At 41.8% G+C, this 16,180-nt stretch carries 13 protein-coding genes and 1 pseudogene; 9 read left to right on the top strand and 5 right to left on the bottom strand.

Translation table 11 applies throughout. The features are described from left to right. Positions 1 to 274 (top strand): transposase (locus A5N85_RS03625; RefSeq protein ID WP_211268061.1); only part of this gene is annotated, 274 nt, incomplete at its 5' end. A 188-nt stretch (positions 275 to 462) separates the two neighbouring features. Here A5N85_RS03625 and A5N85_RS03630 read toward each other — a convergent pair. Both A5N85_RS03630 and A5N85_RS03635 read right to left on the bottom strand, forming a co-directional pair. Then, positions 463 to 1,674, bottom strand: a pseudogene (locus A5N85_RS03630) (RtcB family protein). Positions 1,675 to 2,136: 462 nt separating this feature from the next. Then, positions 2,137 to 2,595 carry a DIP1984 family protein gene (locus A5N85_RS03635; RefSeq protein ID WP_072576018.1) on the bottom strand — a complete coding sequence of 153 codons (459 nt, stop codon included), beginning with the start codon at positions 2,593 to 2,595 and terminating at the stop codon, positions 2,137 to 2,139. Positions 2,596 to 2,795: 200 nt separating this feature from the next. On the opposite strand from A5N85_RS03635, the gene A5N85_RS03640 reads away from it, so the two are divergent. From A5N85_RS03640 to A5N85_RS03650, 3 genes are read left to right on the top strand one after another with little or no spacing between them, the layout of a single operon-like run. After that, positions 2,796 to 3,569: a DUF2262 domain-containing protein gene (locus tag A5N85_RS03640; RefSeq protein ID WP_072576019.1), complete on the top strand. Its 774-nt coding sequence runs from the start codon at positions 2,796 to 2,798 to the stop codon at positions 3,567 to 3,569. A 5-nt stretch (positions 3,570 to 3,574) separates the two neighbouring features. Then, entirely contained in the window at positions 3,575 to 5,419 is a 1,845-nt protein-coding gene (gene rtcR, locus A5N85_RS03645; RefSeq protein WP_245935998.1) for an RNA repair transcriptional activator RtcR, read from the top strand. A gap of 43 nt (positions 5,420 to 5,462) precedes the next feature. Beyond that, entirely contained in the window at positions 5,463 to 6,851 is a 1,389-nt protein-coding gene (locus tag A5N85_RS03650; protein WP_072576020.1) for a hypothetical protein, read from the top strand. A gap of 88 nt (positions 6,852 to 6,939) precedes the next feature. Here the strand turns inward: A5N85_RS03650 and putA are convergent, their stop codons facing one another. Then, the gene (gene putA, locus A5N85_RS03655; protein WP_072576021.1) at positions 6,940 to 10,512 is read right to left on the bottom strand and encodes a bifunctional proline dehydrogenase/L-glutamate gamma-semialdehyde dehydrogenase PutA; all 3,573 of its coding nucleotides are present in this window, start codon (positions 10,510 to 10,512) and stop codon (positions 6,940 to 6,942) included. Positions 10,513 to 10,686: 174 nt separating this feature from the next. Next, entirely contained in the window at positions 10,687 to 11,295 is a 609-nt protein-coding gene (gene pncA, locus A5N85_RS03660) for a bifunctional nicotinamidase/pyrazinamidase (protein WP_072576022.1), read from the bottom strand. Between the two features lie 171 nt (positions 11,296 to 11,466). Between pncA and A5N85_RS03665 the strand changes: the two genes are divergently transcribed. From A5N85_RS03665 to rbsB, 5 genes are all read left to right on the top strand, one after another. Beyond that, positions 11,467 to 11,973 (top strand): GNAT family N-acetyltransferase, encoded by a 507-nt coding sequence (locus A5N85_RS03665; protein WP_072576023.1) that lies wholly within the window; start codon positions 11,467 to 11,469, stop codon positions 11,971 to 11,973. A gap of 171 nt (positions 11,974 to 12,144) precedes the next feature. Then, the gene (gene rbsD / locus A5N85_RS03670) at positions 12,145 to 12,549 is read left to right on the top strand and encodes a D-ribose pyranase (RefSeq protein WP_072576024.1); all 405 of its coding nucleotides are present in this window, start codon (positions 12,145 to 12,147) and stop codon (positions 12,547 to 12,549) included. Further along, positions 12,549 to 14,060: a ribose ABC transporter ATP-binding protein RbsA gene (gene rbsA, locus A5N85_RS03675; RefSeq protein WP_072576025.1), complete on the top strand. Its 1,512-nt coding sequence runs from the start codon at positions 12,549 to 12,551 to the stop codon at positions 14,058 to 14,060. The genes rbsD and rbsA overlap by 1 nt, the downstream gene beginning before the upstream one ends. Before the next feature lie 24 nt (positions 14,061 to 14,084). After that, a complete protein-coding gene (gene rbsC / locus A5N85_RS03680; RefSeq protein WP_072576026.1) occupies positions 14,085 to 15,050 on the top strand; it encodes a ribose ABC transporter permease in 966 nt (321 codons plus the stop codon). Between the two features lie 47 nt (positions 15,051 to 15,097). Next, positions 15,098 to 15,970 carry a ribose ABC transporter substrate-binding protein RbsB gene (gene rbsB, locus A5N85_RS03685; RefSeq protein WP_072576028.1) on the top strand — a complete coding sequence of 291 codons (873 nt, stop codon included), beginning with the start codon at positions 15,098 to 15,100 and terminating at the stop codon, positions 15,968 to 15,970. 5 nt (positions 15,971 to 15,975) lie between these two features. On the opposite strand, the gene A5N85_RS03690 is transcribed toward rbsB, so the two are convergent. Next, on the bottom strand, positions 15,976 to 16,180 hold a 205-nt coding region (locus A5N85_RS03690; protein ID WP_249023923.1), incomplete at its 5' end, for a transposase.

Below are 16,180 nucleotides of genomic sequence, written 5' to 3' on the forward strand. Positions count from 1 at the left end.
CTCTCATTGGGTGAGAGAAGTACCACTGTTACCTGAGTTACCTAAAAACAGTGTAATTGTCATGGACAATGCCGCTTTTCATAAACGCAGTGATATTCAAGCAATCATTGAAGAGCATGGGCATGAGATAGTTTGGTTACCCCCTTATAGTCCAGACTTAAATCCTATTGAAAAGATGTGGGCTTGGATTAAGCAAATACGCAAAGAATGGCGGATGGATTGTATTGATACTTTATGCTTTTATCTGCTTTGGATTGGGTTGGGTTTTAGATGATTGCACTATAACAAAAGCAAAAATGGTAATAAGTATTTTTTCTCTGGTTGCTGAAGTCATCCGTTATCCTTCTATCAATCTTATTTTCAGAATCTTAGGATAATGGTTTGACGAAGTCAATGAGCAAATTTAGAGAAAGAATTGGCTAAATGACCTATCAAACCAATGCAATTTCAAGCATTAAAAACTCATCCTTTTACGCAAAGGACTTGTTTTAAAGTATGCACCACTTCGACCAAATCTTTTTGCGCGTGCATTACCGCATCAATATCTTTATATGCCATTGGGATTTCATCAATCACATCCGCATCTTTGCGACATTCCACGCCTTCTGTGGCGGCAATTTGGTCGGCAACCGTATAAGCTTTTTTCGCAGCATTTCGGCTCATTTTTCGTCCTGCGCCATGACTACAAGAGCAAAAGCTTTCTTCGTTACCTAAACCGCGCACGATATAGCTTTTTGCCCCCATACTCCCCGGAATAATACCGAGTTGTCCTTTTTGTGCGCTAACTGCTCCTTTACGAGTCACAAAAATATCTTTACCAAAATGTTGCTCTCGTTGCACATAATTATGATGACAATTTACGGCTTCTAAATGCGTTTCAAACGGCTTAGGAATAATATGACGTAAAGCTTCAATTGTATGTATCATCATGATTTCGCGATTGATTCGTGCATAATCTTGCGCTCATTCAACCGCTTCGCAATAATCCTCAAAATAAGTGCTGCCTTCAGCAAAATAAGCAAGATTTTGGTCAGGCAAGTGAACATTGTTTTTTATCGCTTCTTCTTTGGCGAGATTGATAAATAAATTCCCAATTGCGTTTCCCACACCGCGAGAACCCGAATGCAACATAATCCAAACGCTATTATTTTCATCTAAGCAGACTTCAATAAAATGATTGCCTGTGCCTAAAGTGCCGAGATGAATATGGTGATTGGTTTTCTCAAGTTGTGGATATTTTGCGCAAATTGCATCAAAGCGCGTTTTTAAACTTGCCCAAGCATTATCAACAATCGTTGGTGTTTGATACCATGAGCCATAATCTCTGCCACGCGTAGTACGTCCATGCGGTACATTGCGTTCAATCGCGCCGCGTAAAGGTGCAAGATTATCGGGTAAATCGGCGGCGTTAAGTGTGGTTTTACACGCAATCATTCCGCAGCCAATATCTACGCCAACCGCAGCGGGAATGATGGCTTGATAAGTCGGAACAACAGAACCAACTGTTGCGCCAATCCCATAATGCACGTCTGGCATTGCGGCAATATGATGAAAAATAATGGGTAATTGCGCTAAGTTTAGTAATTGTTGTTTGGCGGCGTCTTCAACGGGTACGCCCTCAACCCACATTTTGATAGGAACCGTATTTTCTTGTTGAATTTCTTGATAGTTCATTGGATGACCTTGTTTAAATAATTGTTATCGTTAATAGACGTAAAAATGGTGGACGTGACGGGAGTCGAACCCGCAACAACAAAATAACTTGTGCATTACTACAAGCCAATAACGCCATTGGAAACGCGCGCCAGTGGTAGACCCTTACGCAGAGCCAGCACCTGCATCCTCAACCGTGTTGACGCTATTACTCACCTATCTTGCCCGATGTTACTCGGACTGCCGTACCGACAAACGTTTTTGGCAGTGGCGCTCCCTTCAGTGCCAGCACGCCCATAATTCCCACCAACCCACCCGCAGAGAAAAGTAATCAACACAGGGTAATACGCCATACAATGTTTCTTGTTTGTTGTTCACCATACAGAGCGACACCGTAAATTTAGCACTGCTCGCCGTGTATTTTTTGCTTGACCATATAACAAGAGAAAGTGTGTTCGCCTTACTTTTCCTGCACAAAAATTGTTATTCGATTAGCTCATGTTGCCAATTCGCCGCTTGAATTTGTAAATCCAATAGGCGACAGGTTTTTGCCACTTCATCTGCCTGTTGACGAATCGCTTTCACGGAAACAGCGGCTAACATTTTAATTTCACTTCGGCTGTAACGCGTTTGCTCAGGCATGGCAGCGTTTGCCAGTTGAATAAGCATATTGTGTTTTGCTTGTAAGCGTTCTCGTTTGGCTAATGCATCAATCATCGGTAAACCATTTTCTAACTGAAGATGATGATTACTGCGATTGATGCGAATAACCAATGTTTCTAAGGCAGCAGATGTTCGCTCATATTCTTCAAGTAGCGCGTGCGGCTCTTCCGCAGGCGTTTCACCTTCTTGATATTGCGCATTGCGCGTTAATCTATCTTGCAGTTGGAACAGGCGACGTTGTAAATCTGCTCTTTCACTTAATGCTTCAGCCAGTTTCATAGATTTTTCCTTTTTTATACTCGCTTTATATACTGCCGATAGTGTGCCAAATAAGATTTTATTGACATCTTGATTATAATATTTTGATGAATAATGGTTTTATAAAAAGTGCTTGTCGTAACCAAATGCTTTTCTCAAAGTTAAAACTAGAATAATATCTATCATTATAGAAAAATATCGCTTTTTAATCGGAGAGAAAAATGGAACAGCAAAATTTTGAAGCACAGTTTCAACCACAATCAGAAATCATCACCGCTTTGATGCTAGGTGACTGTGGTGCGGCAAGAACATCATTAGAAAAACTATGGACGGCGCATTGCACTGTATTGGCTTATATTGATGAGCAGTCGCAACGTTTTGTTGAAGGGGAGTTTGATTTGCGATGGTTAACTGAAGACAGTAGGGAAGACTGGTTTGCCGCAGGCAAAATTTACCGCCTGAAAGTCCGCCATCATCAAAATGATAAAGTGCTGATGCTAGAAGAAATTATCGAAAGCAATGTATTAAATGCAGATTTGGAAGCCTATTGGCAACAATATCAAATGCCTGTTTATTTTCACTCAAAAACACTGGGGCAGTTTGAATGGGATAAGCATTATAAAGGTGCATCGGGGGAGGTAGATTGGTTGGGTAATGAAATTTGTCTTTATATTGATGAAGTTGACGACACCATGAGCGAGGCAGAGATTTTTTCTTTCGCGGAAGAAGTTGTCGCCAATGCAGCGGAATGGGATGAAAAAGCGCGTACTTATCTTGCGGAAAAATTGTTGGAATCTGCTAATGATTGGGCAGAGGAGGGCGCACCAGAGTTAACCGCTGAACAGCTTTCTAAGCGTGTTTCATTATCAGAATTGAGTATTGGAGGCACAGAAATGACCTTTTTCTACGATGACGATGATATTTTTTATGGTCATAGCATCTTAGTTGAGGTGGACGAAAACGGAACGCTATATGACGCTTATATTGCAGGTTAAAAGCAATGAACGCGCAAATATGGTTAGCCGAACTGATGGCGGGTATACATCCGCCGCAGGTCTTGTCTTATCGTGATGCAGCACAACGCGCGCTAATTGAAGCTGCTCAACCGCTCATTGAAGCGGGTGTTTTAGGAATTTTGCAAAAACAGCAACACGCAATTATCTATCGCATAGAAGACAGAAAGGCAGCGCAGACCTTATTTGCGCAAGAGATTGCGCCAAGAGATATTCCAGTTGCAAAAACAGATGCAGAAGTTCACGATATTGTTTTAATTGGCACTATTGGCAGTAAATTAGATGCGGGACAGGGGCGGAAACGGTGGCAAAAATGGCGACCGTCTATCGCTATTCATCAACAAACCGCCTTTCAATTAAAGCGTTGCGAACTGTTTTATCAACAAAGTTATCAAACTATTGCTGAACAGGTCGTTACTGATATTGCACATCTTTCTCCACAAACAAGCGTCCAACTGCATGATATGGCATTTGAAGATGCTTGGGATTTCGCGGAAGTTTACGGCAAACTTTTTGATTGGGCAAAAAATTATCCTTTTGATACAGAAAAAGAAACTTATTGGGTAAATATCACGACGGGAACGCACGTTGTACAAATTTGTCTGTTTCTGCTAGTCGCTACTCATATTATTCCCGCACAGCTGCTACAACTTTCCCCACCAAAGCGGCAGAAACATAGTCTGTTACAAGGAGATGTTGGGCATCATGAACTCATTGACCTTAATCTTGCGCGTTATGATGCGTTAGCAGAACGCCTAGCGCATGTACAGGCCGATGCGGTTGCGTATTTAAAAAGCGGTATTGCGACTCGTAATCCTATCTTTAATCGCATGATTGCGGAAATTGAGCAAGTTGCCTTGCGTTCCCCTGCGCCAATATTGCTGACTGGCGCGACTGGTACTGGAAAATCCATGTTGGCAAAGCGGATTTACGAACTGAAAAAAGCGCGTCATTTGGTGAAAGGGCGGTTAGTTGATGTGAATTGTGCCACCTTGCGTGGCGATAATGCGGCAGCGGCTTTGTTTGGACATACTAAAGGCGCATTTACTGGCGCAGCCACCGCGCGGGACGGTTACCTAAAAAGCGCGGACGGCGGCGTACTTTTTCTTGATGAAATCGGTGAACTTGGTTTAGACGAACAAGCCATGTTGCTCAAAGCCCTAGAAGAAAAACGCTATTATCCCTTAGGCAGTGACAGAGAAGTTGAAAGCGATTTTCAGCTGATTGCTGGTACGAATATGGATTTACAACAAGCTGTTGCTGCTGGAACTTTTCGGGAAGATTTATATGCGCGAATCAATATTTGGCAGTATCGCTTGCCAACATTGGCAGAGCGGCGGGAAGATATTGAACCGAATATTGACCATCAATTAGCGCTGATTGCTGCTGAGTTTGGTCGTCGTATTCGTTTTAAAGAAAAAGCGCGCGCCATTTATTTGCAATTTGCAGAATCTAGTGAAGCACAGTGGAAAGGCAACTTCCGAGATTTAGCCGCTAGCATGATGCGACTAGCAACCTTGGCAGAGAACGGCATGATTGATGAGGTGCAAGTTCATACGGAAATTGCGCGGTTAAAAAACCTGTGGCAACCCGTTTATGAGGAAAAATCAGAAGATAATCTGCTCGCAAAATACGTTAATCCTGAAAATTTAGACTACATTGAGCAAGTACAGCTAAATGCGGTATTAAAAGTCTGCCAAGAAAGCCTAACCCTTGCTGAAGCGGGACGACGATTGTTTAATGTGTCCCGACAACAAAAAACACATCAAAATGATAGTGATAGATTGCGGAAATATTTAGCGAAATATCATCTTTCATGGAAAGAGATTTAAGGATACTATTAACGAACCATCATAGAGGATAAAGGGGAAAGGTATGGAAGGAAAACGCTATATCCTATGCAATACATTGAAAAATCTTTCTCTGATTATTTACTCATTAGCATTGCTGACACCGGTATATCCGCCTGATAGCAGCGGTATCATGCCGGGTATCGTCATTCTGATTTTAGGGGTGCAGTGGGGATGGATGATTGGTGTTTTTGCGCCATACGCCAATCTGATTTACTTTTGGATCATGATAAAGGATAAGCGTGCGCCAGTTGCCGTCATATTGATGCTGCTGCTTGCCTCACAAGCCTTGCTTTCGGATAAACTGGATGGTTCGGACATTGATGCTTTGGGTATTGGCTTTTACTATTGGTTTGTTGCCTTAATCATTATGGCTGTTGCCGGTCTAACGCCACCTGAAAAAGTTATCACGTTAAAACAGCATCGGCAGTTGAAACTGTTGGCTGTCGTCCTTAGTATCACTCCCCTTATTATTAACGAAATTCACTATCAGCAAGCCAATGCGAAAGAACGCGATAAATACGGACGTTTCGGTATGTTTTATATGCGCTTACCACTTTCAGGTGTGAAAACCATTGTGGACTTTGAGCGTTTAGAGCCGCTGCCGCAAAACGCCTTAATTGAAGTTTTCAATACTTCAGAGCATCCATGGGCGGTTTCTTTACCAGATGAAGTCGTAGAAAACGGTAAGTTACAGCGGGGGTGGGGGTATTCTCGCGATATGTTAATCAAATCACCGCTGCCCATATTACGAGAGATCACTCACCGTTATGAACAGTATGATATTGGTAAAAATAAAGTGGAAACAAGGCTGATTCGTCTGAGAGACGGCAAAGAGATTTTTCGACAACAGTGGCGTTTTTATCAGGATAGGGAGTATTCGTTTTGGTACATAAGACCGAGAATTAATGATGACCTGCTAATTCAGCATATCCAATCTCCATCTTTGCCCGTATTCAATTGGCGTAAGATTTTCGCGACATCACCAACATTGACAGCGTGCAGCGAGAGATTTCAATTCGATGCTAAAAATCATTCTCCCACTATTTTCTGGCATGATTATCAAATTCACTTTGCAGACGACTTACGAGAAAATGCGTTTGTTCGTTTGTATTGTCAGGGGGAAACCGTGCTGATGCTGAAAAAAGACAGCTATTATTCGTCTTTATCTGCTTATCTTTTCGATTATTCTGATATGGTGCCTATCTCACGGTATTGGGAAGATCATAATAAAGCACATAATTCTTGCCATCAGATAGATTTATTAGAGGATAAATTAACGTTAAGTTTATCAGCAGATGAACCTGAACCAGTTTTAGTTGCACAGAATGACAGTAAAAAAGAAATTTTAAGAAAAAACATACCTAAATATATGGTGTTATCCACTCCAGATGGTCAGTGTCAATTTAAATAGTAGGGTTTATAAACCTAATGCAACATTTAGCTAAACATTTATCAAATAGCGCGGTTTCCCGCGCTATTTAAATTTAAATGTTTGAAAATTAACTTTCAGCCATCGCCATTAAGCTCGCATTACCACCCGCAGCAGTCGTGTTGTTACTGATACTGATTTCTAGGAATAGTGGCAATAAATCGACTTGTTCGCGTCCATCATAGCATTGAATGATTGCGCCTGATTTCTCAGCCAGTTCTGCTTTAAGTGATTGTGGTAATCCTTCTAAATAAAGCACTTTTTGGCATTGCGGTTCGCTAGCAATGCTTAGGTAATCTTCGCTATGGGTTGCCCAAGCAGCCAGTGGATGTTCTGGTGTGACAATGGTATGAATACCTGCCGCCGCGAGTTTGATAAAGGCAGCAAATGCGGTCGCTAAATCACCACCATATAACCACACTGCTTTAGGCGTATGCCAATGCAGGCTATTGCGTTCACCCGTTGGACCTGTCAGGACAGCTTCTGCCGCACGCAAGGTATGAATGCGCGCTTCACCCATGAGTCTAGCAAAGGTAACTTGTTGCGCATGGCTAAATTGCATTTGGCGCATGAGTTTATCAAGCATTGCTAAGGCGTTTTCATCTGCGCGTCCTTCTGTGGTTAAGGTTGGTATTTGCCATTCGCCACGGCTGAGGCGTTGTAAATAGAATGGTCCGCCTGCTTTTGGACCTGTGCCTGAGCGTCCGTGTCCACCAAAAGGTTGCACGCCAACGACAGCACCAACGATATTGCGGTTAACATAGATATTGCCCGCTTCAATACGGTTGCTGATGTGTTCGATGGTGCTATCAATACGGCTATGAATGCCATGTGTGAGCGCATAGCCTTTGGCATTGATTTTATCAATCAGCGCGTCTAATTCGTTGGCACGGTAGCGCACGACGTGTAGCACAGGACCAAACACTTCTTTTTCTAACGCATCGAGGTTATCTAATTCAAAGATAACGGGGGCAATATAAGTGCCGTTTAATTCTTTAGGTAAGGTTAAACGATGCGTGTTTTTGGCAATTTGTTCGGTGCGCTCGATGTGTTTTTGTAGATTTTCTTGCGCTTCTTGGTCGATAACGGGGCCAACATCGGTAGATAGGCATTTTGGATTGCCAACGCGTAGTTCATCTAATGCGCCTTTAATCATGGTGAGCGTGCGCTCAGCAATGTCTTCTTGTAAGCAGAGAATGCGCAGCGCAGAGCAGCGTTGACCCGCGCTATCGAAAGCTGAATTTAAAACATCTACACACACTTGTTCAGCAAGCGCGGTGCTGTCAACAATCATCGCATTTTGTCCGCCTGTTTCGGCAATGAGTACAGGTTGGTCGTTACGTTCAGCAAGGGTGCGGTTGATGCTTTTCGCAACTTCCGTTGAACCAGTGAAAATTACGCCATTGATACGCGTATCTTGGGTGAGTGCTGCGCCAATATCCCCACCACCTAAGACTAATTGCACGACATTGCTCGGTACGCCTGCTTGATGAAGTAGGGTAATCGCAGCATGGGCAATCATGGCAGTTTGTTCGGCAGGTTTGGCAACAACGGTATTACCAACGGCAACCGCTGCGGTAATTTCACCAACGAAAATGGCAAGCGGGAAGTTCCAAGGGCTGATAGCCACGATAGTCCCAATTGGCGCACGCTCGCGGCAAAGGGTCTCGCATTGTTCGGCATAGTAACGACAAAAATCGACCGCTTCGCGGACTTCTGCAATGGCATTGTTTAAGGTTTTGCCTGCTTCGCGAACCGCCAATGCCATCAGTTTGGGCATGTTTTCTTCAAGTAGGTCAGCAAATTGGCGTAGCACTTTGTCGCGTGTTTCAGGGGCAGTTTGCGCCCATTCGCTTTCTGCCGCTTTGGCAGTGGTGATAATCTCTGCAATGGCTTCAGGCGTGTTAAAAGCGACTGTGCCAATAATATCGCTATGTTCTGCTGGATTTTTGACTTGATGCGCTTCAGCTGTTGCGCTTTCTTTTGCAGTAAGCGGTGCTGCATGATAAGGGTTTGTAACAGCTTCGTTCATGGCAGTTTCTAAGGCTTTTAAGCTGATTTCATTGCTTAGGTTGATGCCTTTTGAGTTTAGACGGGCTTTGCCATAAAGGTTGCGCGGTAATGGAAGTGCAGCGTGCATTGTGCCTTGTGTTTTTTCGGCAATGGTTAATGGGCAGCGCACTAAGTCATCAATACTGACGTTTTCATCAACAATTTGGTTGACAAAAGAGGAGTTTGCACCGTTTTCTAAGAGGCGGCGAACAAGGTAAGCGAGCAGGGTTTCATGTGTGCCAACAGGCGCATAAATACGGCAACGGCGTCCAAGGTTGGCTTCACCAACAACTTGGTCATAAAGGGTTTCACCCATACCATGCAAACATTGATGTTCAAAATCTTTACCTTTACCCATTTCATAAATAGCTGCCAATGTATAGGCATTATGCGTTGCAAATTGTGGGAAAATGCAGTCTTGTGCGCTGAGCAGTTTGCGTGCGCAAGCAAGATAAGAAACATCGGTATGGACTTTACGGGTATAAACAGGGTATCCGTCTAAGCCATCAACTTGCGCCCATTTGATTTCGCTATCCCAATAAGCCCCTTTCACTAAGCGAATCATCAATTTTTGTTGGTTGCGGCGTGCTAAGTCAATGAGATAATCAATGACAAATGGGCAGCGTTTTTGATAAGCCTGCACCACAAAACCAATGCCATTAAAGCTTGCCAAATCTGGGTCAGAAACTAAGGCTTCCATGAGGTCTAAAGAGAGTTCTAAACGGTTGGCTTCTTCGGCATCAATATTTAATCCGATGTTGTAACGTTTAGCGAGTAAGAAAAGTTCTTTTAGGCGAGGTAATAATTCATCCATCACACGTTGGTGCTGTGCGCGAGAATAGCGCGGGTGAATAGCAGAGAGTTTGACAGAAATGCCATTGCCTTCATAAACACCCGCATCGCCTGCATCTTTGCCAATCGCGTGAATAGCTTGCACGTAATCTTGATAGTAGCGGTCAGCATCGGCTTGTGTCATTGCTGCTTCGCCAAGCATATCAAAGGAAAAACGATAACCGCGTTGCTCGCGTTCTTTCCCATTTTTTAGCGCTTCTTCAATGGTCTGTCCAGTAACGAACTGTTTACCCAATAGACGCATAGCATAATTGACGCCTTGACGAATTAACGGCGCACCGCCTTTACTAATGACGCGAGAAAGCGCAGAATCTAGAGATTGTTGACGGGTTAGTTTGCCAGTAACTAATAATCCCCAAGCAGCAGCATTGACGAAGAGAGAAGGACTTTGATTGAGATGGCTTTTCCAATCTCCGTCAGATAATTTATCTGCAATTAATTTATCACGCGTTTCAGTATCAGGAATGCGCAATAGGGCTTCTGCCAAACACATTAAGGCAACACCTTCTTCACTCGAAAGTGAAAATTCTTGCATTAAAGCATCTACTCCACTGGATTTACGGCGGTTTTCGCGCACCTGTTTGACTAAACGTCGCGCAAGTGCATCTGCTGCCGATTTTTCTTCCTCACTCATTTGTGCGGCTTTGAGTAAATCCGCAACTGCTTCCGCTTCTGGGCGTGAATAGGCTTGAGTAATGGCTTGACGTAAATCGGATTGGGGGTGAGCAAAAGCAAACATATTGACCTCAATTAAAGCGAAAGTGCGCTTATGATACTGGATTTTGGAATTATGAGGGAAAAATAACAAATGATGAAAAAGGAAAAAGAAAATTTCTTTTTTTCATCATTAAATTAAAGGTTTTGATGAATGTTAAAATTAAAAAGATATGAAATTAGTATAGTTAATAGGTATTTATTCTTTTAAAGAAAAATGAGGATTTTTTAGTAACTGTTCTTTTTTCTGTTGCCATGAGGCGTTATTAATTGCGCGCGTGGCGGTTTCTAATAAGCTAACTTCAAAGCCTTCTGCTAGCGCATCGTTAATGGTGTAATACACGCAAAAATCTGCAGCCAGTCCTGCAACGTGGATATGCGTTATTTGGTGACTTTTAAGGTAAGCACTTAGCCCAGTGTGTTGACGATGTCCGTTATCGAAAAAAGCGCTGTAACTATCAATTTCTGGATTCATGCCTTTACGGAAAATTGCGGCAATAGGACGAGTATTTAGGTCGGGATGAAACGCTGCGCCAGAGGTTTGTTGAATGCAGTGTTCAGGCCAGAGCGTTTGTGGTAGTCCGTGAAGCATGATGTTATCAAAAACTTGATGCTGAGGGTGCTGGTTAGCAAAGCTTTGATGGTGTTGCGGATGCCAGTCTTGACTGGCAACGACTAATGAATAATCAGGGAGTAATTGGTTAACGATAGGTACAATTTCATCACCGCGAGCAACAGGCAGTGCGCCTGTCGGCATAAAATCGTTTTGAATATCAATTAATAAAAGTGCGGTTTGTTGATTTAACATTTATATCCTCTAATTGATTATTTGGTATCAATAATATTTTAGCTTAAGCAATAAGGAAAATAATCATAATGATATTGGTTTAACTATCATAAATCTTTGGCTTTTCATCGATGATGTTTCAAAATAGTTCTTTTTTAAAAGTTTAATTTTAATCAGTTTTTAATAATTTTTATGACTTATCAAATTCGTTCTTATCAACCAGAAGATGCCGCCGCGATTGCAGAGATTTTTGCTTACTATGTTTGCCATACAACTATTTCTTTTGCAGAAACCGCACCTGATGCGGCTCAAACGGCGGCGTTAGCCGAAGATATACGGGCATTGTCACCTTATTTTGTTGCAGAATTAGAAGGAGAAGTCATGGGGTATGCGTATGCTAAACCATGGGGAAAGATGGCAGGATTTGCACGTACGTATGAAAGCACAATTTATTTACGGCATTCTCGCGATAAAGCACTTTGTAAAGGCATGGGAGAAGCGCTATATAAAGCCTTGATTGAAGGAATTGCCGCACAAAGCAAAGTTCGTTCACTTTATGGTGTTGTTGTTGCGGATAATCTGCCGAGTCATCGTTTACATGAAAAATTGGGTTTCACTAAAGCTGCTGTATTAACAGATATTGGCTATAAACAGGGTCAATGGTTAGATTTATGGTATTGGCGGTATGATTTTTATTGAAATTGATGTTGATAAATTATTACTTTATCTTTAGACTTTGAACAATAAAGTGATTATCTAAATTTTTTATGTATCTATAGATACATTTAAGTCCAAGATAATGATGAATTTAGAATGAGTGTTGCGTCATTTACAACTTTTTAAGTGAATAAAAGAAGTAGAGGAGGAATGATGAAAACGGGTGTTTTATTAAATGCGTCAATTTCAGCTGTGATTGCTTCAATGGGGCATACAGATGCAATTGCCATTGCTGATGCAGGATTGCCCATTCCTAGTGGTCCTGAGCGAATTGATTTAGCGTTGCGACAAGGAATTCCCAGTTTTATGGATGTCTTGCAGGCTGTTCTGACAGAAGTATGTATTGAGCGAGTGGTATTGGCATCAGAAATTCAATCAAAAAATCCTGAAATCCATCAGAAGATTTTAGCGCTTCTTAAAAAGCATAATATTCAAATAATTGAATATGTTTCCCATGAGGCATTCAAACGGTTAACACAAACAAGCAAAGCTGTTGTACGTACTGGCGAATGTACGCCGTATGCAAATATTTTGCTTTATAGTGGCGTGGTGTTCTGATGTCTGAGCTCGAACCTATTTTATCTTTATCTGCAATTGATAAGTCTTTTCCTGGTGTGAAAGCGCTAAATCAAGCGTCGTTAAATGTTTATTCCGGAGAGGTAATGGCGCTTATTGGGGAGAATGGCGCAGGTAAATCTACACTGATGAAGGTCTTGACCGGTATTTATCAGGCAGATAGCGGAAATATTCTTTATCAAGGAAAGCCGGCTCAATTTTCTGGTCCCCGAGAATCTCAAGAAGCGGGAATTAGTATTATTCACCAAGAGTTAAATTTAATTAGTGAGCTTAGCGTTGCAGAAAATATTTTTCTAGGACGAGAAATTACACATTGGGGAAAAATTCAGTGGTCACAGTTATATGCGCAAGCAGAAGCGTTGTTAGCAACTTTAGAGGTAAGCTTTTCTGCACATGAAAAGGTAGCAAATTTATCTATTGGGCAACAACAAATGGTAGAAATTGCGAAGGTACTTAGCTTTGCATCAAAGGTAATTATCATGGATGAACCGACAGATGCTTTAACAGATAAGGAAACTAAAGCGCTACATCGAATTGTTGCCCGCTTGCGTGATAAAGGACGAGGAATTGTTTATATTTCTCACCGTCTGCCAGAAATTTTTGCTATTTGCGATAAGGTAACAGTATTACGAGATGGTGCCTTTGTCTGTGAGAAAAGTGTTGCGGAGATTACGGAAGCCCAGTTAATTGAATTTATGGTAGGGCGTACGTTAACGGATCAATATCCTCATGTAAAAATAGAGGCTGGAGAAAAGGTTCTAGAAGTTAAGCAGTTGTCTGGTCATGGTATTGAAAAAGCGAGTTTTTCGGTGCGTGCCGGTGAGATTGTTGGGATTTTTGGGCTAATGGGCGCAGGTCGTACTGAGTTGGTAAAAATGATTTATGGCGCATTACCTGCTCAAAGTGGTTCTATGATGTTACAAGGGAAAAGCATTCGTTGTCGTACGCCAAGAGAAGGTTTACGTCACGGTATTGCCTATGTTTCTGAAGATCGCAAAAAAGATGGTTTGGTATTGGGAATGCCCGTTAAGGAAAATATTTCGCTTTCTGCCCTACAGCAATTTGTTCACTATGGAAAAATTAATTTAAAGGAAGAAACAAAGGTAGCCGAGCAGTATCGAACTCAAATGAATATTCGCACACCTTCTGTCCAAAAAATGGTCGGTTTGTTATCAGGTGGCAATCAACAAAAGGTAGCAATTGCAAAGGGTTTATTAATTGAACCTATTGTTTTAATTATTGATGAACCAACACGCGGGATAGATGTGGGCGCGCGTAAAGAGATTTATCAATTACTCAATGTTCTTAAGGAAAAAGGAATTGCTATTATTATGGTTTCTTCTGATATGCCGGAGATTTTAGGAATGAGTGATCGAATTCTGACTTTGCAAAAAGGGCGGTTAACGGCTGAATTTTTAAGAGAAGAAGCAACGCAAGAAAAGTTATTACAAGCCAGTATTGTTACTTCTCAACAGGCGACTGAAATTGCATAAATAGATTTGAAATAAGGAGAAGAAATGGCGAGTTCAGATTCAAGATTTAAACAATTACTCATTGAATATCGCTCTTTAATTGCACTGTTAGTGTTAATAGTTGTCGTTGCGTGTATCAATCCAAATTTTATTCGAATAGATAATTTACTTAATACCTTAAGGCAAACGTCTATCAATGCGATTATTGCGGTAGGAATGACAATGGTTATTCTCACAGCAGGAATCGATTTATCCGTGGGGTCGGTATTAGCTTTAACGGGCGCATTCGCTGCGGCAATGGTGAGAAGTGGTTTGCCAATTTGGGTAGTCGTGCCGGCTGTTTTGCTTATTGGATTATTACTCGGTAGCGTGAGTGGTCTTTTGGTTGCAAAGGGAAAGGTTCAAGCATTTATTGCAACGTTGGTTACGATGACGTTATTACGTGGAGTAACTATGGTTTTTACAGGTGGTCGTCCAATTGATACGGGATTTGAAAGTAATTCGATGGCATTTGCACAACTTGGTACAGGATATTTCCTTGGCGCCCCAATTCCTGTATGGATTATGTTGTTTGTATTTGTGTGTGGATGGTATGTTTTAAATTATACGCCGATTGGTCGTCATATTTATGCAGTTGGTGGCAATATGGCAGCAAGCGCGCTATCAGGTATTCACGTTGCTAGAGTATTGATTTTTGTTTATGCGGTTAGTGGGATGCTATCGGCGCTTGCAGGCATGATTTTAACTGCGCGTCTTTCCTCAGCGCAGCCAACAGCTGGGATGGCGTATGAATTAGATGCTATCGCTGCCGTTGTGGTAGGGGGAACCAGTTTAATGGGAGGAAAAGGGCGATTATTTGGAACGCTAATTGGGGCTTTAATTATTGGCTTTTTAAATAATGCTTTAAATTTATTAGATGTATCTGCCTATTATCAAATGATAGCTAAAGCAGTTGTTATTTTGGTTGCAGTTTTGGTGGATAATCTATTATCTCGTGGCGCTACGAAGTAATACAGTAGTTCTACGGTTGTTCGTGTCTTAACGCAGGAGAGTAGATGATGACTTTTAAGAAAACAACGTTAACTTTAGCTGTCGTAATCGCAACGGCTTTAAGCGCACAAGCAATGGCAAAAGATACGCTAGCTTTAGTGGTGTCAACTTTGGATAATCCATTTTTTGTGAGCTTAAAAGATGGCGCAGAGAAGCAAGCAAAAGCCTTGGATTATGATTTATTGGTATTAGATTCTCAAAATGATCCTGCCAAAGAGTTGGCAAATGTAGAAGACGTTACTGTGCGTGGTGCTAAGGTCTTATTAATTAATCCTACAGATTCGGATGCCGTTGGGAATGCTGTTGGAGTTGCTAATAAGAAAGGAATTCCTGTGATTACTTTAGACCGTGCCGCGAATAAAGGAGAAGTCGTTAGCCATATTGCATCAGATAATGTTGCAGATGGAGAAATGGCAGGCAATTATATTGCAGATAAGCTTGGCAATAATGTTAAGGTTATTGAGCTAGAAGGTATTGCAGGTACATCAGCAGCGCGTGAGCGTGGAGAAGGCTTTGCTAAAGCAACTAAAACGCATCAATTTAATGTGCTAGCAAAACAGCCAGCAGATTTTGACCGTAGTAAAGGGCTTAATGTAATGGAAAACTTGCTGACAGCTCAACCCGATGTTCAGGCAGTATTTGCTCAAAATGATGAAATGGCTTTAGGTGCATTGCGCGCAATTCAGGCATCTGGCAAAAATGTTTTATTAGTTGGTTTTGATGGTACCGATGATGGTGTAAAAGCCGTAAAAGCTGGATTATTGGGCGCAACAATTGCTCAACAACCAGAGAAAATTGGCGAGATTGGTGTAGAAACAGCAGCTAAAGTCGCAAAAGGTGAAAAAGTTGAGGGCAAAATTGGTGTGCCTTTACAGTTATAGTGCAATCATCTAAAACCCAACCCAATCCAAAGCAGATAAAAGAATAAAGTATCAATACAATCCATCCGCCATTCTTTGCGTATTTGCTTAATCCAAGCCCACATCTTTTCAATAGGATTTAAGTCTGGACTATAAGGGGGTAACCAAAGTATCTCATGCCCATGCTCTTCAATGATTGCTTGAATATCACTGCGTTTATGAAAAGCGGCA

Origin of the sequence: Suttonella ornithocola, assembly GCF_001889065.1 — a bacterium.
In the GTDB taxonomy this organism is placed as follows: Bacteria; Pseudomonadota; Gammaproteobacteria; order Cardiobacteriales; family Cardiobacteriaceae; genus Suttonella_A; species Suttonella_A ornithocola.